The following is a 16,096-nucleotide window of genomic DNA, read 5'->3' as shown; positions in this document are numbered from 1 at the left end:
ACGCTTAGCGCTCTTCGGTTTCCCGTACGCGCATTAAGCCTTCCTGCACGGTGCTGGCCACCAGCTCGCCATTTTGCCACATGCGGCCAAAGTTCAGGCCACGTGCGCTGGCAGTGACGGTGGCATCCATGTCATGCAGCAGCCATTGATCGGCACGCACTGGCTTATGGAAATAAATGGTGTGATCCAGACTGGCGGCTTGCAGGTTGGGCGTCATAAAGCTAATCCCATGCGGCATCAGTCCGGTTCCCATCAGGGCAAAATCCGAGCTAAACGCCACAATGGCCTGATGCAAGCCTTCATCATCGGGCAAGCTATCCCAGGTTTTCATCCAGTGCGCACGCGAAGGCGCTTCCGGCTGCGGTGCAAACGGATTGGTGACACTCACATAGCGCATGTCAATATGGCGCTCGCGCATAAAATTGACCCGCACATTTTCCGGCAGGAAATTCACAATGGATTCCTTAAGTTCCTGCTCGGTTTTGAGGGTGGTCGCCGCAGGATATTCCGGCTCAGAGGTCTGGTAATTTAGGCCTTCTTCCTGTGGGGCAAAGGAAATCAGCGCAGTAAAAATCACCTTGCCATGCTGTAAGGCCTTAACCTGACGGCTGACAAAGCTTTTGCCATCACGCAGGTGTTCTACCTGATAAATAATTGGTGCCTTGATATCGCCGCCATGCAGAAAATACGCATGCAGCGAATGGGCCGGGCGGTCAGTGGTCATGGCCGCTGCACGCAACGCCTGTCCCAGCACTTGCCCGCCAAACACACGCTTGCCCACAATATTACGGCTAATGCCACGAAACAGGTTTTCTTCAAGCTTCTCGAGGGTAAGTAGCTCAACCAGCTCGGTTGTTAATTGATTCATCATAAACCCATGTCATAACTCATGTTTTTTAACCATAAACATAACTATGGCCGCATGCCGCCAAAAAACATGACTGTAAAGTAACGTCTGGCCAGTATAGCAAACTGGATTGGAAATGAGAAAATTGCTGCTATAGCCAGTTGATCTGCTTGAGCCGATAATACAGAAATGAGCTGATAGCCACCATAATTACCAGCACGATAAAATAGGCCGCCGGCCAGTGCAGCTCCGGCATATTGTCAAAGTTCATGCCGTACACACTGGAAATTAAGGTCGGCACCGCCAGAATTGCCGCCCAAGATGCCAGCCGCTTGACGATTTCATTTTGGCTCAGGCTTACCTGTGCCATGTGAATGTCCATGGCTGATTTTTGCATTTCGCTTTGACTTTGAATAATGTCCAGCGTGCTTAAAACCTTGTCCTGAATATCCCGAAAATACGGAATCACTTCATTGGGAATGACCTCAAGCAGTTCCACCGCCTGATGTGCAATCAGGTAGCAGGTAACTTCCTTGGTAGGTACTACAGCCAGATAAAAGTTGGTGAGTTCTTCCTTGAGCCCATACAGGTCAATCAGCGTTTGCCGATGAAACTTGTCGGTAAAAATGTTTTGCTTCAAATCCTGCAAGCGTTCATGCAAATGGGCAATGGCAGGCAGGTATTGCTCAACCAGACAATTCATTAGCGCATAAAAAATATAGGCCGGGCCATACATGACCTGATGCGGGCTGGCTTCACACAGGCTGGCTACCTGCTTTTCACACAGTGCATCACTTTGGCGTACCGAAATAATATAGCGGTCGGTCAGGAAGATATTGCTGCTACCAAATTCCAGTTTATCCTGCTGGACATTCTGGTTTACGGTACTAAACACCACAAACAGCGTATCGCCATAGGACTCGATTTTGGTGCGCTGGAACAATGCGGTGGTGTCTTCAATGGCCAGTTCATGCAAGCCAAAATCCTGCTTGATTTGCTGCAAAACCTCACTTTCCGGGCGCAGCAGGTAAATCCAGGCAAAGTAATCCGGTTGTTCTGCCAGTGTTGTCTTTACCTGATCTAACGCCACTGCACCCACTACCTTGCCACTAGCGCGGTCATACAGCAGGCAGTGTACCTCGCGCGGGCTGTTTAGCAGCTCAGGTTTTTTTTCATTGGCGAGACTTGAAGTGGGCGTAAGTGGCGGCATCATAAAAGACCATGATCATCTGTAGAATTACTCTATAAAGATCAGTTTATTAAAAACAGCGCGGCAACTGCGTATCACTTTAGCAGTACTGTTGTTATAGCAGTTCAGGGCAACAGCATCAGTGCTATGGCCGTTATGGATGTGTTTATGTTTCTCCATAATCAGCCCTACCTTAAACCATGCGTTATCCAAAACGCTAATGTGATGATGCAATGGCTTATGGCATGCTTGAGCAGTGTTAAAATTGGCAAGCCCAGTAGTAACTATGTGTTATTGCGCCTTTTATCGGCAAATTTTATGCAAACGGTCAAGGTTTTTTATGCAGTGCTGGGTAATAATAGGCACAGTCAACCAATGCATTGCTTGAACAGGCAACATTAACAGCAGAATCAGAAACCAGCAGAATCAGCAGGCAGGATGAGTGAATGGCAAAGAAAAATAGTTTTTCCCAGATGTATCGTCGGGTTTCCGGCAAGCTGCTGAGCACCTTTGTCACCCCGCAGCTTTTGGGTGAATCCGGGGCAACCGACAAGCTATCCACCGCGATAAAAGCGCAGGAGCTTTCTGCTGCTGGGGTTGCCGCTGTTGTAGATGCCGAAAATGGAGTAACGTCCAGCCAGCCAGTATGCTATATCCTGCAAAACTATTCACGCAGCAATGCACTGGTGCTGGACAGTGAAACTCGTCGCCTGGAATTGCCGCCAGCACTGGACAGCATGGATAGTCCACTGCTAAACGAAGATGCTTCCATTTTGTTTTTGCAGCAACGGGCACAGCGCAATAATTTTTATCCCAATAACTATACCTTTCCGCCTCGCCTGCTCAGGCTGATTGAAGCACTGGAAAAAAACCCGGAACTGGACATTCAACTGGTTCCCGTGACAGTGCTGTGGGGCCGCGCACCTGAAAAGGAAGAATCCTGGTTCAGGCTGCTGGTCACTGATTCCTGGGCAACGCCAAGTGCGCTCAAGCAACTGGTTAATATTGGCGTGCATGGCCGCCAGACTTATCTGGAATTCCATGAAGCGCGGTCACTACGCCAGATGCTGAATGAAGCATTGGTGAAATATCCCAACCTTGCCCCGGCTACCTATATTGTCAGCAATCTGACTGAATATCTGGCCAAGCAGCGTGAAGTCATTTTAGGGCCGGATTTATCCGATCGCCGCAACGTGGTGAGCGGGCTGATTCAGTCGCGTGATGTGCAAAATGCACTCAAGCAGGAAGTGATCCGCAGCAATATTACCCCAGCGCAGGCTGAGCAAATGGCAGCAGGTTATCTGGATGAAATTGTTTCTGATTACTCACCATCCAGCGTGCGGGTGTTTGAGCGCGGGCTGGCCTGGCTATGGACGCAACTGTATGACGGAGTTGAAGTGCATCACTTCCAGACCGTGCGCGAACTGGCCGAAAAATATGAAATCATTTATACGCCTTGCCACCGCAGCCACATTGATTACCTGTTGCTGTCGTATGTGATTTACAAACGCGGCTTGATGATTCCCTACATTGCAGCCGGTGATAACCTGAACCTGCCGTTGCTGGGCCAGTTCCTGCGCGGTGGTGGTGCCTTCTTTATCCGTCGTTCGTTCAAGGGGCTTGAGCTGTATAGTGCTGTGCTCAAGGAATACCTGCACAGCATTCTGGTGCGTAACACACCGCTGGAATACTTTATTGAAGGTGGCCGTTCACGCACAGGTCGCCTGCTGCGTCCACGTACTGGCATGCTGGCCATGACCATTCACAGCAAACTGCGTGGCGGGGGCAAGCCAGTGGTGTTTATTCCCACCTATTTTGGCTACGAGCGCCTGATGGAAGGCGGCACCTATGTCGGTGAAATGCAAGGCAAACCCAAGGAAGCCGAATCCATTTTTGGTCTGATTCAGGCCGCGCGCAAGATTGAGCGGATTTTCGGCAAGGTGCATGTCAGCTTTGGCGAGCCGGTGTTTCTGGATAAAATGCTGGAGCAGCATAATGCTGACAAGATTCGCCTGACCAGTAATGACCAGCCCTTGCCAGAAGAAGCATCGACTGCGGTGAATGCGGTCGCGCAGGAAATCATGCAGAACATTAACCGGGCTGCCGTCATTAACCCGGTATCCCTGCTGTCGCTGGTATTGTTATCCACGCCCAAGCATGCGCTGGATGAAGAAGTCTGCATCAAGCAACTGGACACCTACCGTCGTCTGGCAGAAATGGCACCCTATGATGAGCGGGTTGAAGTCACTTCCCTGCCGGGCCGGGAAATTATTGGCTATGGCTTAAAGCTTAAACTCATCAAGCGTGTGCATCATGTGCTGGGTGATATTATTGCCATTGAAGACAATCAGGCGGTGTTGCTGACCTATTTCCGCAACAACATTCTGCACCTGTTTATCCTCCCGTCCCTCATTGCCTCCTTGGTGCAACACAATGGCAAGATCACCCGGGAAGACATCAACAGTGTGATCCAAACCCTGTATCCATTCCTGCAAGCCGAGCTGTTTTTAAAATGGCAAGCAGATCACTTGCCGGACGTGATTGACCATGTGGTCGAAGCCCTGATTGGCTGTGAGCTGATTATGGATGATGGCCGCGAAACCCTGTATAGCCCTGCACCCAATAGTGAAAGCTATAACCAGCTAGGTGTACTGGCCACGCCGGTCAAGCAAAGTCTGGAACGCTACTTTATGACGCTGGCTTTGCTGCGCCAGCGCGGTTCCGGCCGGGTGACTGCCAAGCAGATTGAGGACTTAAGCCACCTGCTTGGTCAGCGCCTGTCGGTGCTGTATGAATTTAACTCACCGGAATTCTTTGATAAAACGTTGTTCCAGAGCTTTATTGGCGCCCTGACCCAGTTAGGCTATATCCGTCTGGATGAAAATCAGGTGCTGTTCTTTGACGAAACCCTGATTAACATGGCAGACAATGCCCGTCTGGTGCTGGATGAAGACACCATGAATCATTTGCAGCACATCACCAACTTTAGTGATGACGAAGTGATTGCCGCCATTGCCGCGCTGGAAAAACAAAAATCCCGGCGCAAGCGCAGTAAATAACCTGTTGTTCATGCCATAAAAAAATCCCCTTGTTATCTCAGCAAGGGGATTTTTTTATAACTGACCTACAATTTTAGGCATTGTGATAGCAGCAAGTTATTCATCGCGGGTCTTGCATTCCGGCTCCTGCGGATTTTGCTGGCAACGCAGGCGTTTGAGCAGATTCATCATTTACTGATTGCTTTTTCTTCCTTGTTATAGGCTTTTAAGTCAATCATGACTGACCATTTCTGGGCCGCCAGTGCATAATCCTTCATAAATGCAAAGTAATCGCCAGAAGCACCACTTAAGTCAAACACACACAGGGTTTGCGCTTGCGCACTGGTGGCCATTGCACTGCCAGACAACAGCAACGATGATAGAGCCAACCTTACAAACCCCTTACCTGTCAGGGCTTGTATCTGTTGCTCTTTCCGTTGAAAAAAATTCATTTTCCCTCGCTATAACTATTATTTGTCCTTTTCCGGTTATAAATCCTGCGGTTACTCGTCTTTCAGGGCGCACTCATAATTGGTAGCGTCCTGCTGGCAACGCAAGCGTTTTAACAGACTCATCATGCGAGGGTTATAAGTCTTATTTTGCACAAATTCAATACGCATCTGGCGTAAAATACGTAAATAGCCCACCTGATCTTCACTGGGAATATCGAACCAGTACTTGGCTGGAACGCTAGCATCATCACGGGCAACCTTACTCATCAGGCGCGGTGCCTGACTGGAAAACCAGCTCCGGCTTTTCTGGCCAAAGCCTGCGGGATAGGCATTTTTCTTTAAAATCAGATTGAGTGACATAAAGCTTAAGGGAAAACGTGCTACCCCGCCATTAGGCCCCATGGAGCGATAAACTTCCAAAGGGGTAAACGCCATGCTGGGTGCTGGCAAAATATCAATCTGGCTGGTTTGAAACTTGTTACCAGCATTGTCAATGGTCATCAGTACCGGTTTGGCGCCTACCTTGATAGCCATCCGGCGCTGTACCGGATCAACTTCAAGCACGCCAATCCGCTTGCCTTCAATTTTAGCCAGCGTGTTAATGGTACGGTCTTTGGTGGTAAGATAAGCCGAGCCAATTGGAATGACCCCGGCAGCTTCATAATCGCCTTCCACCATGTCACTTGCCAGTTTGGGATTACCCATCAGCATAAGCAGGTTACGGGCAATAACGTTGCTGGGAATAGCACCAATCGCATTGATTGATCCTGTGTAGCTGTTGAAGTTGCGGGTCACAAAACTGGTTGCCACCAGTCCATCACACTGGCCGGACTTGAAATCCTGTAAGGCAGCGCCTTCATTGCTATAAGGTTTTAGGGTAATGTCAACATTCCACTTTTTAACCGTTAGCACATAATCTTTCATCAGGGCGTAGTTGTCGCCTGATGCCCCACCAAGGTCAAATGCGCAAATGGTTTGTGCACTCGCGCTACCCATCAACCCCAAAAGTCCTGTTAGCATCAGCAGTTTTTTTACTGACGACTTACCTTTCTTATTCATGATAGCCATTTCCTATCTTGTTGTGCCGTGTAGCCCATTACACGCAGTACCAGAAGTATTTCAGGCAACCCTGCCAATAACCATTTTTCAGTTAGTTATGTCCAGTGTCCTGTACCGGAATCAAGGTGTTCCCCATGACAACGCCTGTCATTTGTTAGCAATGGTAAAAGGATACTATTGCTAATCCCCAATCAGAAACCAAAACCATTCACATTGCAAGTGCCAAAACCACCCATATTTATCAAAAAAATAGTCAAACTGCCGTGCAGGTATTTGTTTTACCAATTAACGCTTAACGCCTGTTTTCATAAGAGAATGCCAGCATCATGGCATAGCCCTGCCGATAATCCGGATATTGTAGCTGGTAGCCCGTTTGTGCAAGTCGCTGACCATCTAGCCGTTTACCGCTCATGGGTGCTTCAAGTATCGGGACGTTTTCAACCTGCAAATGCTGGGCCAAATATGCCAATACCTCGTGTTGCAGGCTGGGTTGCTGGTCGGTGGCCAGATACAGCGGCGCCAGTTCTGACAAAGTGCTCAGGTAAGCCAGAAACCCGGCAAGATCGTCACTGTGAATGCGATTGGTCCACTGGTTTAGCTTGACTGGCTTGCCTTGTTTCACCCAGTCAATTAGCCGCAACCGTCCGGGGCCATATATTCCACTGGGTCGCACCACAGTTAATCGACTACCCCAGACTTTGCGCCACTGTTGTTCAGCCTGCCACAATACCTGTGCTGTGGGCGTGTCCGGCTGTGGCGGCGTGGTTTCATCCATCCACTCACCTTGTCCACTGCCATAAACACTGCTGGAAGAAATAAAAACCACACGCTGTACCGGATGCGCATGCAGGGCTTGCTGTAAGGGTGCAAGGCTATCCATAAACACATGCCGATAACTTTCTGCTGTTCGGCTATCCGGAGATAGAATCACATAGACCCAATCTATGGGCGCCACTTGAGCCAGATGCAACTGCTGAACGGGTTGGGCAATGGCATTGACCCCGGCAATAGAGCGTGGACTACGATTAATCCCTGTCACCTGATGGCCCCTAGTGACCAGATTTGTCGCAAGCAGGCTACCAATATTGCCCAGTCCTATAATCAACACATGCATTTTTAACAAACTGCCATTACACTTTGCGCATGAGTATAACTGTTCGTGACTTATCGGGTGTAGGAGAAGCTGCCGCACAATTGCTGGCCAAGCTGCATATTTACACACCGGTCGACTTGCTGTTTCACCTGCCGCGCGACTATGAAGACCGCAGCCGCATCATTCCCATGAGCCAGTTGTTTGTGGGCAAGACAGCGCTCTTGCAGGGCACCATTCAGTCGGTTGACTTTCCACCGGGCAAGCGCACGTCCATGGCCATTCAGATCAATGATGGCATGGGCAAGATCACGTTGCGCTTTTATCAGGTGTATAAAGGCCTTAAGGAAAAATTCCGGGTGGGCAGCAGCGTGCGGGTGTTTGGTGAGGTGCGGGTGGGTGCGCGTGGCCTTGAGTTGTATCACCCCGAATACCAGTTTGTCAGTCCGGATGAGCCGCTACCGGCCTCACGCCTGACCGCCATCTATCCCACCACCGAAGGCTTAACGCAAGCCAAGTTACGCCAGTTTGTCGATCAGGCCTTAAAACATTATTCCCAGCATTTGCCGGAACTGCTGCCGAGCCAGTGCGTGAAGCACTATGACATGCAGGCCGCCTTGCGTTATATCCATCAGCCACCAGTGGATGCCAATGTCTTTGATTTAGCTGAGGGCCGCCATCCTGCCCAGCAGCGGCTGATTTTTGAGGAACTGGTGGCACATCAAATTAGCCTGCTCACCCGGCGGCATTATATTCAATCTATTGCAGCGCCTGTCATTCAGCCAAGCCAGCAACTGATTGCAGAACTCCTGGCTGGCCTTGCCTTTAAACCCACTGGTGCCCAGCAGCGCGTGAGTGCAGAAATATTGCAGGACTTGCAACACAGCAAGCCCATGTTGCGGCTGGTGCAAGGTGATGTGGGTGCAGGCAAGACGCTGGTTGCTGCCATGGCGGCCTGTCATGTGCTGGAAAGCAACTGGCAGGTTGCGCTAATGGCCCCCACTGAAATTCTGGCTGAACAGCATTTTATTAATTTTAGCCAGTGGTTTGAACCTTTGGGCATTCAGGTCGCATGGCTATCTGGCAAGCAAAAGGGCAAGGCGCGCGAACTGTCTGAGCATCTGGTTAAAACCGGACAGGCGCAACTGGTAATTGGCACCCATGCCCTGTTTCAGGCCAATGTGGCTTTTAAAAAGCTTGGCCTGGTGATTATTGATGAACAGCACCGCTTTGGTGTTGACCAGCGGCTGGCCTTGCGTGAAAAAGGCAATGCAGGCACGACACCGCACCAGCTGGTAATGACCGCAACGCCTATCCCGCGCACACTGGCCATGAGTGCCTATGGCGATCTGGATACGTCCATTATTGATGAACTGCCCCCGGGACGCACGCCCATTACCACTGTGACCATTCCGTTTGAAAAGCGCGAACAGGTAATTGCACGGGTTGCCGCCAACTGTACTGAAGGCCGCCAAGCCTACTGGGTGTGTACGCTGGTCGAACAATCGGAAAGTCTGGATGCACAGGCTGCCGAGGATACCTTTGCCGAGCTGTCAGAGCGTTTGCCACACCTAAAGCTGGGACTGGTGCATGGCCGCATGAAGCCGGAAGAAAAGCAGGCCGTGATGCGTGCCTTTAAAAACAATGAACTGCATTTGCTGATTGCCACCACTGTGATTGAAGTGGGTGTTGATGTGCCAAATGCCTCACTGATGATCATTGAAAATGCCGAACGGCTGGGACTGTCACAACTGCACCAGCTTCGTGGGCGCGTGGGTCGTGGCAGTACCGCCAGCTTTTGTGTATTGCTGTACAAATCACCACTGTCTGAAAACGGCACCGAACGACTGGCCACCTTGCGAGCGAGTACCGATGGCTTCGTGATTGCCGAAAAAGATCTTGAGCTGCGTGGTCCCGGTGAAATTCTGGGCACACGGCAAACTGGTCTGTTGGGTTTTCGGCTGGCCAACCTGCAACGGGATGAATACCTGCTGCCACAGGCACAGCGTATTGCTGCACTGATCCTTAAAGATCATGCTGAACTGGCTGAACCCCTACTCCAGCGCTGGTTGCCAGAAGCACCTCGTTATGCCTATGTTTAAGCCCTCATGCGAACCCTGATCAAGGCGATACGGTCTTTAGCTCAAGGGCATGCGTCGGCTTGCTTATTGTGCCGGCTTTATCCCGCCCAGCCTGCCCGTAGTGTATGCGCAAACTGCTGGCAGGAATTGCCGTGGTTATTACAAGCCACTGCACTCTCTCATCAAAGCATGCCTCATCACATCTTGCCTCATCACAGCCTGCCAAATCGAAGCATGTCGCATTCAGTACAGGCGGCCTGTCATTATGTCTGGCCGGTTGATCGCCTGATTCACCAGTATAAATACCAGCAACGACTGGAATTGTTACCCATACTGCATGATATTTTGCTGCAAACGCCCAAGCCTGCTGTGCAGGCATTGGTGGCCGTGCCCAGCTCACCTGAAAAACTGGTCACACGGGGCTTTAATCCCACCCTGTTACTGGCGCAGCAATTAAGCAAAACATGGCAAATTCCACTATGGCAGCCCTTAAGTCGTCATCACACACCTGCCCAGCAAGGTTTGTCACAGACGGAGCGTTTCATCAATTTGCAGGATGCTTTCTATATAAATACCGATCAGTGCCGGGTCATTTATCGCAAAATTCTGATCATTGATGATGTAATGACTACGGGCAGTACACTGGCTGCCATGCAACAGCAACTGGATAAACTTGGCGTGCAACAGATCCAGAGTCTGGTGATTGCACGGGCATAATACTCAGGATGGGTTCCAGCAGAAATGGACGAAATGGCAAGATTTTTTGGTAAAAAGCGCTCTTGCCCCCTGCCCATTATTCAAATAGATGAATAGAATAGGCGCCAGGTTTAGGCGCTGTTTAACTGATCATTATTTTTGCGCAAGGGAGCTCTTATCGTATGCTCGAAGCTTTTTTTGCCACCGAGCGCGGCAGCTTACAGGACACCACCGTCCGGGGTAGTTTTGACCTCGAGCAGGAGCTGGTCTGGATTGACCTGATTGCCCCCACGCAGGAAGAACAGCAGTGGGTAGAAGATGCCTATGGCCAAACCCTGCCCACCATTCGCTCCCTGGAAGACATTTCCTCTTCAGCCCGCTACTATCGTGATGATGATGGTATTCTGCATATCAGCACCTATTTTTTATCCAAGAACAAAAGCCTGCAAGCTGACAATGAAGACGAAGACAACAGCCATATTCTAGCCACCGCGCAAACCGTTGCCTTTATTTTAAGCAAGGAACGACTGTATACCCTGCGTGGCGAAAAAATGGTGTCGTTTCGTGCCTTTCGCGCCCGTGCCCGCCGCAATGATTATGACATTGACTATAAAGACCCGATCTGGATTTTGCTGGGTTTGCTGGAAGCCAAGGTGGATGAACTGGCCGATATTCTGGAAGACGTGCACCGCGATCTTGAAAAGTATTCCACTGAAGTGCTCAATAATCATCATCGGGAAAATGTACTGGATCTGGATGACATGGTAACGCGGCTGGCCCAACAGGAAGATGTGTTAGGTAAGGCGCAGCTCTGCCTGATTGACTTGCGCCGTGTGCTCACTTTCCTAAGCCGTCCACGTGCACTGGGCAGCCATATTTATGATGTTGATGTGCGGGAATTAACCGAAGACGTGCGCTCACTGGTTGAACACGATACTTTTTTGTATCAAAAAGTACGTTTCTTACTTGATACCACTTCAGGGTTTATTAACACGGAGCAAAGTGACACGATCCGTCGTTTCTCCATTTTACCCAGCATGCTCGCCCCGCCAATGCTGATTGCCAGCATTTATGGCATGAATACTGAAAGTCTGCCATTTGCGCATGGACACTACAGTTTCTTTTTAGTGATATTTATTGTGCTGTTATTTTTTATTGGACCTTTAATTTATTTCCGTACTAAAAAGTGGATTTAACAAAAGTGCAGATTTATTATTTGTATTTTTAACAAATAGGTTTACAATAATTCACATAATTTAACATAAAGGTTTCAAAGTGAAATTATCAAAAGTGTTATCGCTTGCCTTCGCTTTGTCGGTTATGCCTGTGCATGCAGAAACCTTGCGCGTAGGTATTAGTCAAGGTTTTTCTCCGGTACTGGAATCCCTTAAGCCACGCTTAGTTCAACAATTAGGCATGAATGTTGATGTTGTGGCACGCCCTAATATTGACATTTATACTGACTTTAATAAAAAAAATGTTAATGCTGATTTAATTATTTTTATTGAAAATACAGGCTACGGCACACCAAAAGTTAATCAATTTTTGGAAAACAACAGTCAGATTGTTGCTGCCAGCCAAGTAATTCTATGGTGCCCTAATAATCCGCTGCCTAAGCGTGTAAGCTTACTAGATACCTTGTTTCAGGCCAAGATAAGCACCATTGCGGTATCCCCCAAAGGAAGCCGGGTAAGCAATATTTTCCTGAAAAGTGTTCCCAATATTCCTGCCAATACACGTCTGGTAACTACTAGCGATTCACTAGCTGCATGGCGTATGGCGCGTAACAAGCAGGTTCAGTGTGCAGTTACTCTGGACAAATGGCTACGCCCTGGCGACCAGTTTGTCTATATTTCCAATGAAGAAATCATTTTGCGCGGTTATATCAATCCAGCCAGCAAGAATACCCAAAAGGCCCGTCAGGTGATCAATCTGCTCAGTTCACCACTTATCCAGCCGTTAATGATGCGTGCCACCTCAATTGAAATGGCGCAAGATGTGCCGAAAATCAAAAAATCAGAAAATCCAAGACGAGCTCGAGTTGGTTAAGACCAACTCTTGATCTAATAATTGAATAAGATTTTATCAGTATTTTAACATCAGGCTTTTAAACCAAAGGCATCCTGTAAATTGGATGCCTGAATGATAGCCTGCATTTTTTGTGGGACATGCTGCAAATAAAACTGCTGCCCGGTTGCACATTGCCTTAGCCACTGTACAAATACTGCCAGCGCAATGGTATTGCTCGATTGCAAACCAGATAAATCCAGATATACGGGCGAGTGATTTTGCTGCTTCAACAGCTTTAAGCCCTGTGCATAGACCGAGGCAGCATTGTCAAATTCAATGCTACCCGTTAAGGCTATTACCTGATCCTGAACTTTAAGCTGTGCCCCCACCATTAACGGTTGCCCGCAGCATCAGCAGATGGGGTAAAGTTTTTAATGGCGTTATCCAGATTACCCTTGTTGCTTTGCACTGTTGAGGAAAACTGGTTGCGGAAGGTAAGCCCGATATCAATACCATTTAACGACACATTACGTACTTTCCAGCTTTCACCACTTTGAATTAGCTGATACGTGACTGGAATCGTGCCATTACTGGTTTTAAAGTCCATGCTCACTACAGCCTTGCTGGGATCACGACCTGGCGTAAACGGGCGAATGCTATAGCTTTCATTGTTATAGGCAGCCAGACCTTTGGCATAGGTTCGAATCAGGCTTTGGCGGAATGTCTGGGTAAAGGTAGTACGCTGGGCAGGGGTTGCCTGACGATAGTACTGTCCCATAACGCCACGGGCAAAACCTTCAAAATCAACATATGGCTCGATATTTTCTTTAACGATGGTGTTGAGCACTGCCGGATTCTTCTGGTAATTGGCGCGTTCTTTGACCAGACGGTCAACCAGCGTATCAGAAATACGTTTTACAAATACTGGGGCAGGTTCAGGTGCAGCCTGCACACTGGTGCTGGCAACCATGGCTGCGAGCATGCTGGCACTTAATGTGGTTGGCAATGCTTTAAATTTCATGTTATTCCTCTCATTGAGTAAGGCAATATTGCAATCAATACTGTCTGATGAAAATCATGTTTTGCAAAATGGCCTAAAACCCTTCTGCAAAGCCATCCGGTTGTGCCTGTACCGCAGGCGTTGCTGACGCTGTCTTGTTAGCGCCAGCATTTCCGGTAATAAACTTGTTGATCAAATCTTCAATGTCCATGGAACCTTGAGTCTGGGTGATCCTGTCGCCTGCCTTATAGTACTTTTCACCGGCGCCGGGCACGATTTTCAGGTATTTTTCACCGAGAATTCCGTTAGTCGCCACCATGGCATAGGCATCGTCATCAATGGTTTTGACGTTACTGTCAATTTCCAGAACAACTTCAGCCTGTAGCGTTTTAGGGTCCAGATGGATATCCGTAACCCGGCCAATGGTAACGCCACTGATGGTAATCTTAGCACGCGGTTTTAATCCATTCACATTGTTAAATTGTGCGGTTAGCGTATAAGTGTCTCCATAATTGCTGCCCAACAGTCCACTAACTTTCATGGCCAGAAAGAACAGCGCAATGGCCGCTACAATCACAAAAATGCCTACGGTGAGTTCACTGCTTCGTGTCCTCATGACAATCCTCCGAACATGACCGCAGTCAAAACAAAATCAAGTCCCAGCACACACAGGGACGAATAAACCACAGTACGGGTAATGGCAGTGGCAATGCCCTCTGGCGTGGGATCACAGGCATAGCCCTGATACACCGCAATCCAGGTACAGGTAACTGCAAACACAACACTTTTAATGATGCCGTTAAGGACATCCTCACCAAAACTCACCGAACCCTGCATGCTGGACCAGAACGATCCTTCATCCACGCCCAGCCAGTCCACGCCAACAAACTTGCCGCCCAGAATACCCACAGCCGAGAAGATAATGGTTAATAAGGGCAAGCTGACAATACCTGCCCACAGGCGTGGCGCAACAATGCGGCGTAACGGATCAACCCCGATCATTTCCATACTGGACAGTTGTTCAGAGGCTTTCATTGAGCCAATATCTGCTGAGATACTGGAACAGGCACGTCCGGCAAACAGCAGGGCTGCTACGACCGGTCCCAGTTCACGTAACAAGGTTAATGCCAGACCAGTGCCCAGCATCGACTCACTGCCAAACCGAATTAAAATGGAATACAACTGCAAGCCCAGTACCAGTCCAATGAACAGGCCGGATACGCTAATAATCAGCAGGGACAATACCCCTACCCGATACATTTGCTCGACGAACAGGCCAAAACCCCGGGGCGATGGCACAGCCAGCAAGGTACGCAGCAACAATAGCAGCGCTGCTCCAATGCCTTCAATACGCTCAATGACGGCACGTCCAAGATGCTGCACCGCGTTCATGTCGGTTCTCCCAGTAGAGATGTCGCCAGATAGGGAGTTTGGCTATATTGAAACTCGACCGGGCCTTCGGCATAGCCATTTAAAAACTGCTGTACAAAAGCAGATGGCGAGGCTCTTAGCTGTTCAGGGGTGCCTTCACCCATGATTTTGCCTTCTGCCACTACATACACATAGTCAGCAATCGACAGGGTTTCATCCACATCGTGCGATACAATAATGGTAGTAAGCCCCAGGGCTTCACGCAGGGCACGGATCAGACGGGTCAATACGCCCATCACAATCGGGTCCTGTCCGGCAAAGGGCTCATCATACATAATCAGGTCTGGATCCAGCGCAATGGCACGGGCCAGCGCCACCCGGCGATTCATACCACCGGATAGCTCTGACGGCATGAGCTGTTCAGTGCCACGCAGGCCCACCGCCTCAAGCTTTAGGCCAACCAGCTCGGCAATCAGGTGTTCAGGCAGCCGGGTGTGCGCCCGTAATGGAAAGGCCACATTCTCAAATACCGTCATGTCGGTAAATAAGGCGCCACTTTGAAACAGCATGCCCATGCGGGCGCGCACCTTAAACAGTTGCTGACGGCCAAGGCTGGCAATATTTTGCCCTTCAAATAACACTTTTCCACTGTCAGGTACAAGTTGCCCGCCAATCAGGCGTAGCAGCGTGGTTTTACCCGTGCCGGAAGGCCCCATAATGCCGGTAATCTGCCCACGCCTGAACTGCATGTTGACGCCATCATAGATAGGACGGTCACCCCGGTAAAAAACCAGATCTTTGACTTCGATTAATGAATCATCGGTTAACGTATGCGAATCTTGTGTCCGATTTTGGGGATTAACCATGCGCACAATAATCCGTAACAAAATATTAAAAAAACAACTTTAGCATACTTTATATCGCACTATAAGTAGGGAACGTAGTGCTTTTGTTTTATAGCAAGCTGCTTAAATAGTGAAGAATAAGTTATTACTTTTCCACCAGTTGAATGGTTTCCGGGTAGACTTCCGCCTGCTGGATATTAAATTCGGGCAACACTGACGGTTCTTTTTCCTTTAAGAGCTGAAAGCCCAAATAAACCGCATTTAAGCCGACTAAAAATACAAAAAGATAAGGCATTTGTTTTCCTTGTTAGCATTTTACCAATTTCATCAATCCGCTGGATAACGCATTGCTATTTTGTGCCCTGCTATTTGTTGCATAGTATAGCGTATTGCCACAATGAACAAGATGCAAAAATCG

The 16,096-nt window shown here is 49.0% G+C and carries 16 protein-coding genes; 5 read left to right on the top strand and 11 right to left on the bottom strand.

The window, feature by feature from the left end; all coding sequences use genetic code 11:
• Positions 1 to 4 precede the first annotated feature (4 nt).
• Together E2B99_RS12555 and E2B99_RS12550 are read right to left on the bottom strand one after the other, a co-directional pair.
• Positions 5 to 868 (bottom strand): acyl-CoA thioesterase, encoded by an 864-nt coding sequence (locus E2B99_RS12555; RefSeq protein WP_134245469.1) that lies wholly within the window; start codon positions 866 to 868, stop codon positions 5 to 7.
• Positions 869 to 998: 130 nt separating this feature from the next.
• Positions 999 to 2,060, bottom strand: coding sequence for a magnesium and cobalt transport protein CorA (locus E2B99_RS12550; RefSeq protein ID WP_134245395.1), 1,062 nt, complete (start codon positions 2,058 to 2,060; stop codon positions 999 to 1,001).
• A gap of 422 nt (positions 2,061 to 2,482) precedes the next feature.
• On the opposite strand from E2B99_RS12550, the gene plsB reads away from it, so the two are divergent.
• A complete protein-coding gene (gene plsB / locus E2B99_RS12545) occupies positions 2,483 to 5,095 on the top strand; it encodes a glycerol-3-phosphate 1-O-acyltransferase PlsB (RefSeq protein WP_134245393.1) in 2,613 nt (870 codons plus the stop codon).
• A gap of 167 nt (positions 5,096 to 5,262) precedes the next feature.
• Here the strand turns inward: plsB and E2B99_RS12540 are convergent, their stop codons facing one another.
• The 3 genes from E2B99_RS12540 to E2B99_RS12530 form a co-directional block, all read right to left on the bottom strand.
• Positions 5,263 to 5,463, bottom strand: coding sequence for a hypothetical protein (locus E2B99_RS12540; RefSeq protein ID WP_134245391.1), 201 nt, complete (start codon positions 5,461 to 5,463; stop codon positions 5,263 to 5,265).
• Between the two features lie 114 nt (positions 5,464 to 5,577).
• Entirely contained in the window at positions 5,578 to 6,585 is a 1,008-nt protein-coding gene (locus E2B99_RS12535) for a putative solute-binding protein (RefSeq protein WP_134245389.1), read from the bottom strand.
• 292 nt (positions 6,586 to 6,877) lie between these two features.
• Positions 6,878 to 7,699 (bottom strand): NAD-dependent epimerase/dehydratase family protein, encoded by an 822-nt coding sequence (locus E2B99_RS12530; protein ID WP_134245387.1) that lies wholly within the window; start codon positions 7,697 to 7,699, stop codon positions 6,878 to 6,880.
• A 29-nt stretch (positions 7,700 to 7,728) separates the two neighbouring features.
• On the opposite strand from E2B99_RS12530, the gene recG reads away from it, so the two are divergent.
• From recG to E2B99_RS12510, 4 genes are all read left to right on the top strand, one after another.
• Positions 7,729 to 9,777, top strand: coding sequence for an ATP-dependent DNA helicase RecG (gene recG / locus E2B99_RS12525; RefSeq protein WP_134245385.1), 2,049 nt, complete (start codon positions 7,729 to 7,731; stop codon positions 9,775 to 9,777).
• Positions 9,778 to 9,990: 213 nt separating this feature from the next.
• Positions 9,991 to 10,473, top strand: a complete 483-nt coding sequence (locus E2B99_RS12520; RefSeq protein ID WP_134245383.1) for a ComF family protein — start codon at positions 9,991 to 9,993, stop codon at positions 10,471 to 10,473.
• A gap of 161 nt (positions 10,474 to 10,634) precedes the next feature.
• The gene (locus tag E2B99_RS12515; RefSeq protein WP_134245381.1) at positions 10,635 to 11,648 is read left to right on the top strand and encodes a CorA family divalent cation transporter; all 1,014 of its coding nucleotides are present in this window, start codon (positions 10,635 to 10,637) and stop codon (positions 11,646 to 11,648) included.
• Positions 11,649 to 11,727: 79 nt separating this feature from the next.
• Complete coding sequence (locus tag E2B99_RS12510; RefSeq protein ID WP_134245379.1) at positions 11,728 to 12,501, top strand: hypothetical protein; 774 nt, start codon at positions 11,728 to 11,730, stop codon at positions 12,499 to 12,501.
• Positions 12,502 to 12,551: 50 nt separating this feature from the next.
• Here E2B99_RS12510 and E2B99_RS12505 read toward each other — a convergent pair whose 3' ends face one another.
• The 6 genes from E2B99_RS12505 to E2B99_RS14660 form a co-directional block, all read right to left on the bottom strand.
• Positions 12,552 to 12,854, bottom strand: coding sequence for an STAS domain-containing protein (locus E2B99_RS12505; protein ID WP_134245377.1), 303 nt, complete (start codon positions 12,852 to 12,854; stop codon positions 12,552 to 12,554).
• Positions 12,854 to 13,483 (bottom strand): MlaC/ttg2D family ABC transporter substrate-binding protein, encoded by a 630-nt coding sequence (locus E2B99_RS12500; protein ID WP_026472312.1) that lies wholly within the window; start codon positions 13,481 to 13,483, stop codon positions 12,854 to 12,856. The genes E2B99_RS12505 and E2B99_RS12500 overlap by 1 nt, the downstream gene beginning before the upstream one ends.
• Positions 13,484 to 13,556: 73 nt before the next feature.
• Positions 13,557 to 14,078, bottom strand: coding sequence for an outer membrane lipid asymmetry maintenance protein MlaD (gene mlaD, locus E2B99_RS12495; protein ID WP_134245375.1), 522 nt, complete (start codon positions 14,076 to 14,078; stop codon positions 13,557 to 13,559).
• On the bottom strand, positions 14,075 to 14,854 hold the full coding sequence (gene mlaE, locus E2B99_RS12490; RefSeq protein ID WP_134245373.1) for a lipid asymmetry maintenance ABC transporter permease subunit MlaE: 780 nt from the start codon (positions 14,852 to 14,854) through the stop codon (positions 14,075 to 14,077). The genes mlaD and mlaE overlap by 4 nt, the downstream gene beginning before the upstream one ends.
• Complete coding sequence (locus E2B99_RS12485) at positions 14,851 to 15,699, bottom strand: ABC transporter ATP-binding protein (RefSeq protein ID WP_134245371.1); 849 nt, start codon at positions 15,697 to 15,699, stop codon at positions 14,851 to 14,853. The genes mlaE and E2B99_RS12485 overlap by 4 nt, the downstream gene beginning before the upstream one ends.
• 124 nt (positions 15,700 to 15,823) lie before the next feature.
• A complete protein-coding gene (locus E2B99_RS14660; protein WP_156935829.1) occupies positions 15,824 to 15,973 on the bottom strand; it encodes a hypothetical protein in 150 nt (49 codons plus the stop codon).
• Positions 15,974 to 16,096 lie beyond the last annotated feature (123 nt).

Origin of the sequence: Alkanindiges illinoisensis, from assembly GCF_004377485.1 — a bacterium.
Lineage (GTDB): Bacteria > Pseudomonadota > Gammaproteobacteria > Pseudomonadales > Moraxellaceae > Alkanindiges > Alkanindiges illinoisensis_A.
Note: the sequence above shows the minus strand (reverse complement) of the source record. Positions and strands in the feature narration are given on the sequence as shown.

Coding starts and splice junctions, on each gene's coding strand:
- E2B99_RS12530 (WP_134245387.1), bottom strand. CDS start 7,699: ATGCATGTGTTGATTATAGGACTGGGCAATATTGGTAGCCTGCTTGCG.
- plsB (WP_134245393.1), top strand. CDS start 2,483: ATGGCAAAGAAAAATAGTTTTTCCCAGATGTATCGTCGGGTTTCCGGC.
- E2B99_RS12550 (WP_134245395.1), bottom strand. CDS start 2,060: ATGATGCCGCCACTTACGCCCACTTCAAGTCTCGCCAATGAAAAAAAA.
- E2B99_RS12535 (WP_134245389.1), bottom strand. CDS start 6,585: ATGAATAAGAAAGGTAAGTCGTCAGTAAAAAAACTGCTGATGCTAACA.
- recG (WP_134245385.1), top strand. CDS start 7,729: ATGAGTATAACTGTTCGTGACTTATCGGGTGTAGGAGAAGCTGCCGCA.
- E2B99_RS12555 (WP_134245469.1), bottom strand. CDS start 868: ATGAATCAATTAACAACCGAGCTGGTTGAGCTACTTACCCTCGAGAAG.
- E2B99_RS12485 (WP_134245371.1), bottom strand. CDS start 15,699: ATGGTTAATCCCCAAAATCGGACACAAGATTCGCATACGTTAACCGAT.
- mlaD (WP_134245375.1), bottom strand. CDS start 14,078: ATGAGGACACGAAGCAGTGAACTCACCGTAGGCATTTTTGTGATTGTA.
- E2B99_RS12520 (WP_134245383.1), top strand. CDS start 9,991: ATGTCGCATTCAGTACAGGCGGCCTGTCATTATGTCTGGCCGGTTGAT.
- E2B99_RS14660 (WP_156935829.1), bottom strand. CDS start 15,973: ATGCCTTATCTTTTTGTATTTTTAGTCGGCTTAAATGCGGTTTATTTG.
- mlaE (WP_134245373.1), bottom strand. CDS start 14,854: ATGAACGCGGTGCAGCATCTTGGACGTGCCGTCATTGAGCGTATTGAA.
- E2B99_RS12515 (WP_134245381.1), top strand. CDS start 10,635: ATGCTCGAAGCTTTTTTTGCCACCGAGCGCGGCAGCTTACAGGACACC.
- E2B99_RS12505 (WP_134245377.1), bottom strand. CDS start 12,854: ATGGTGGGGGCACAGCTTAAAGTTCAGGATCAGGTAATAGCCTTAACG.
- E2B99_RS12500 (WP_026472312.1), bottom strand. CDS start 13,483: ATGAAATTTAAAGCATTGCCAACCACATTAAGTGCCAGCATGCTCGCA.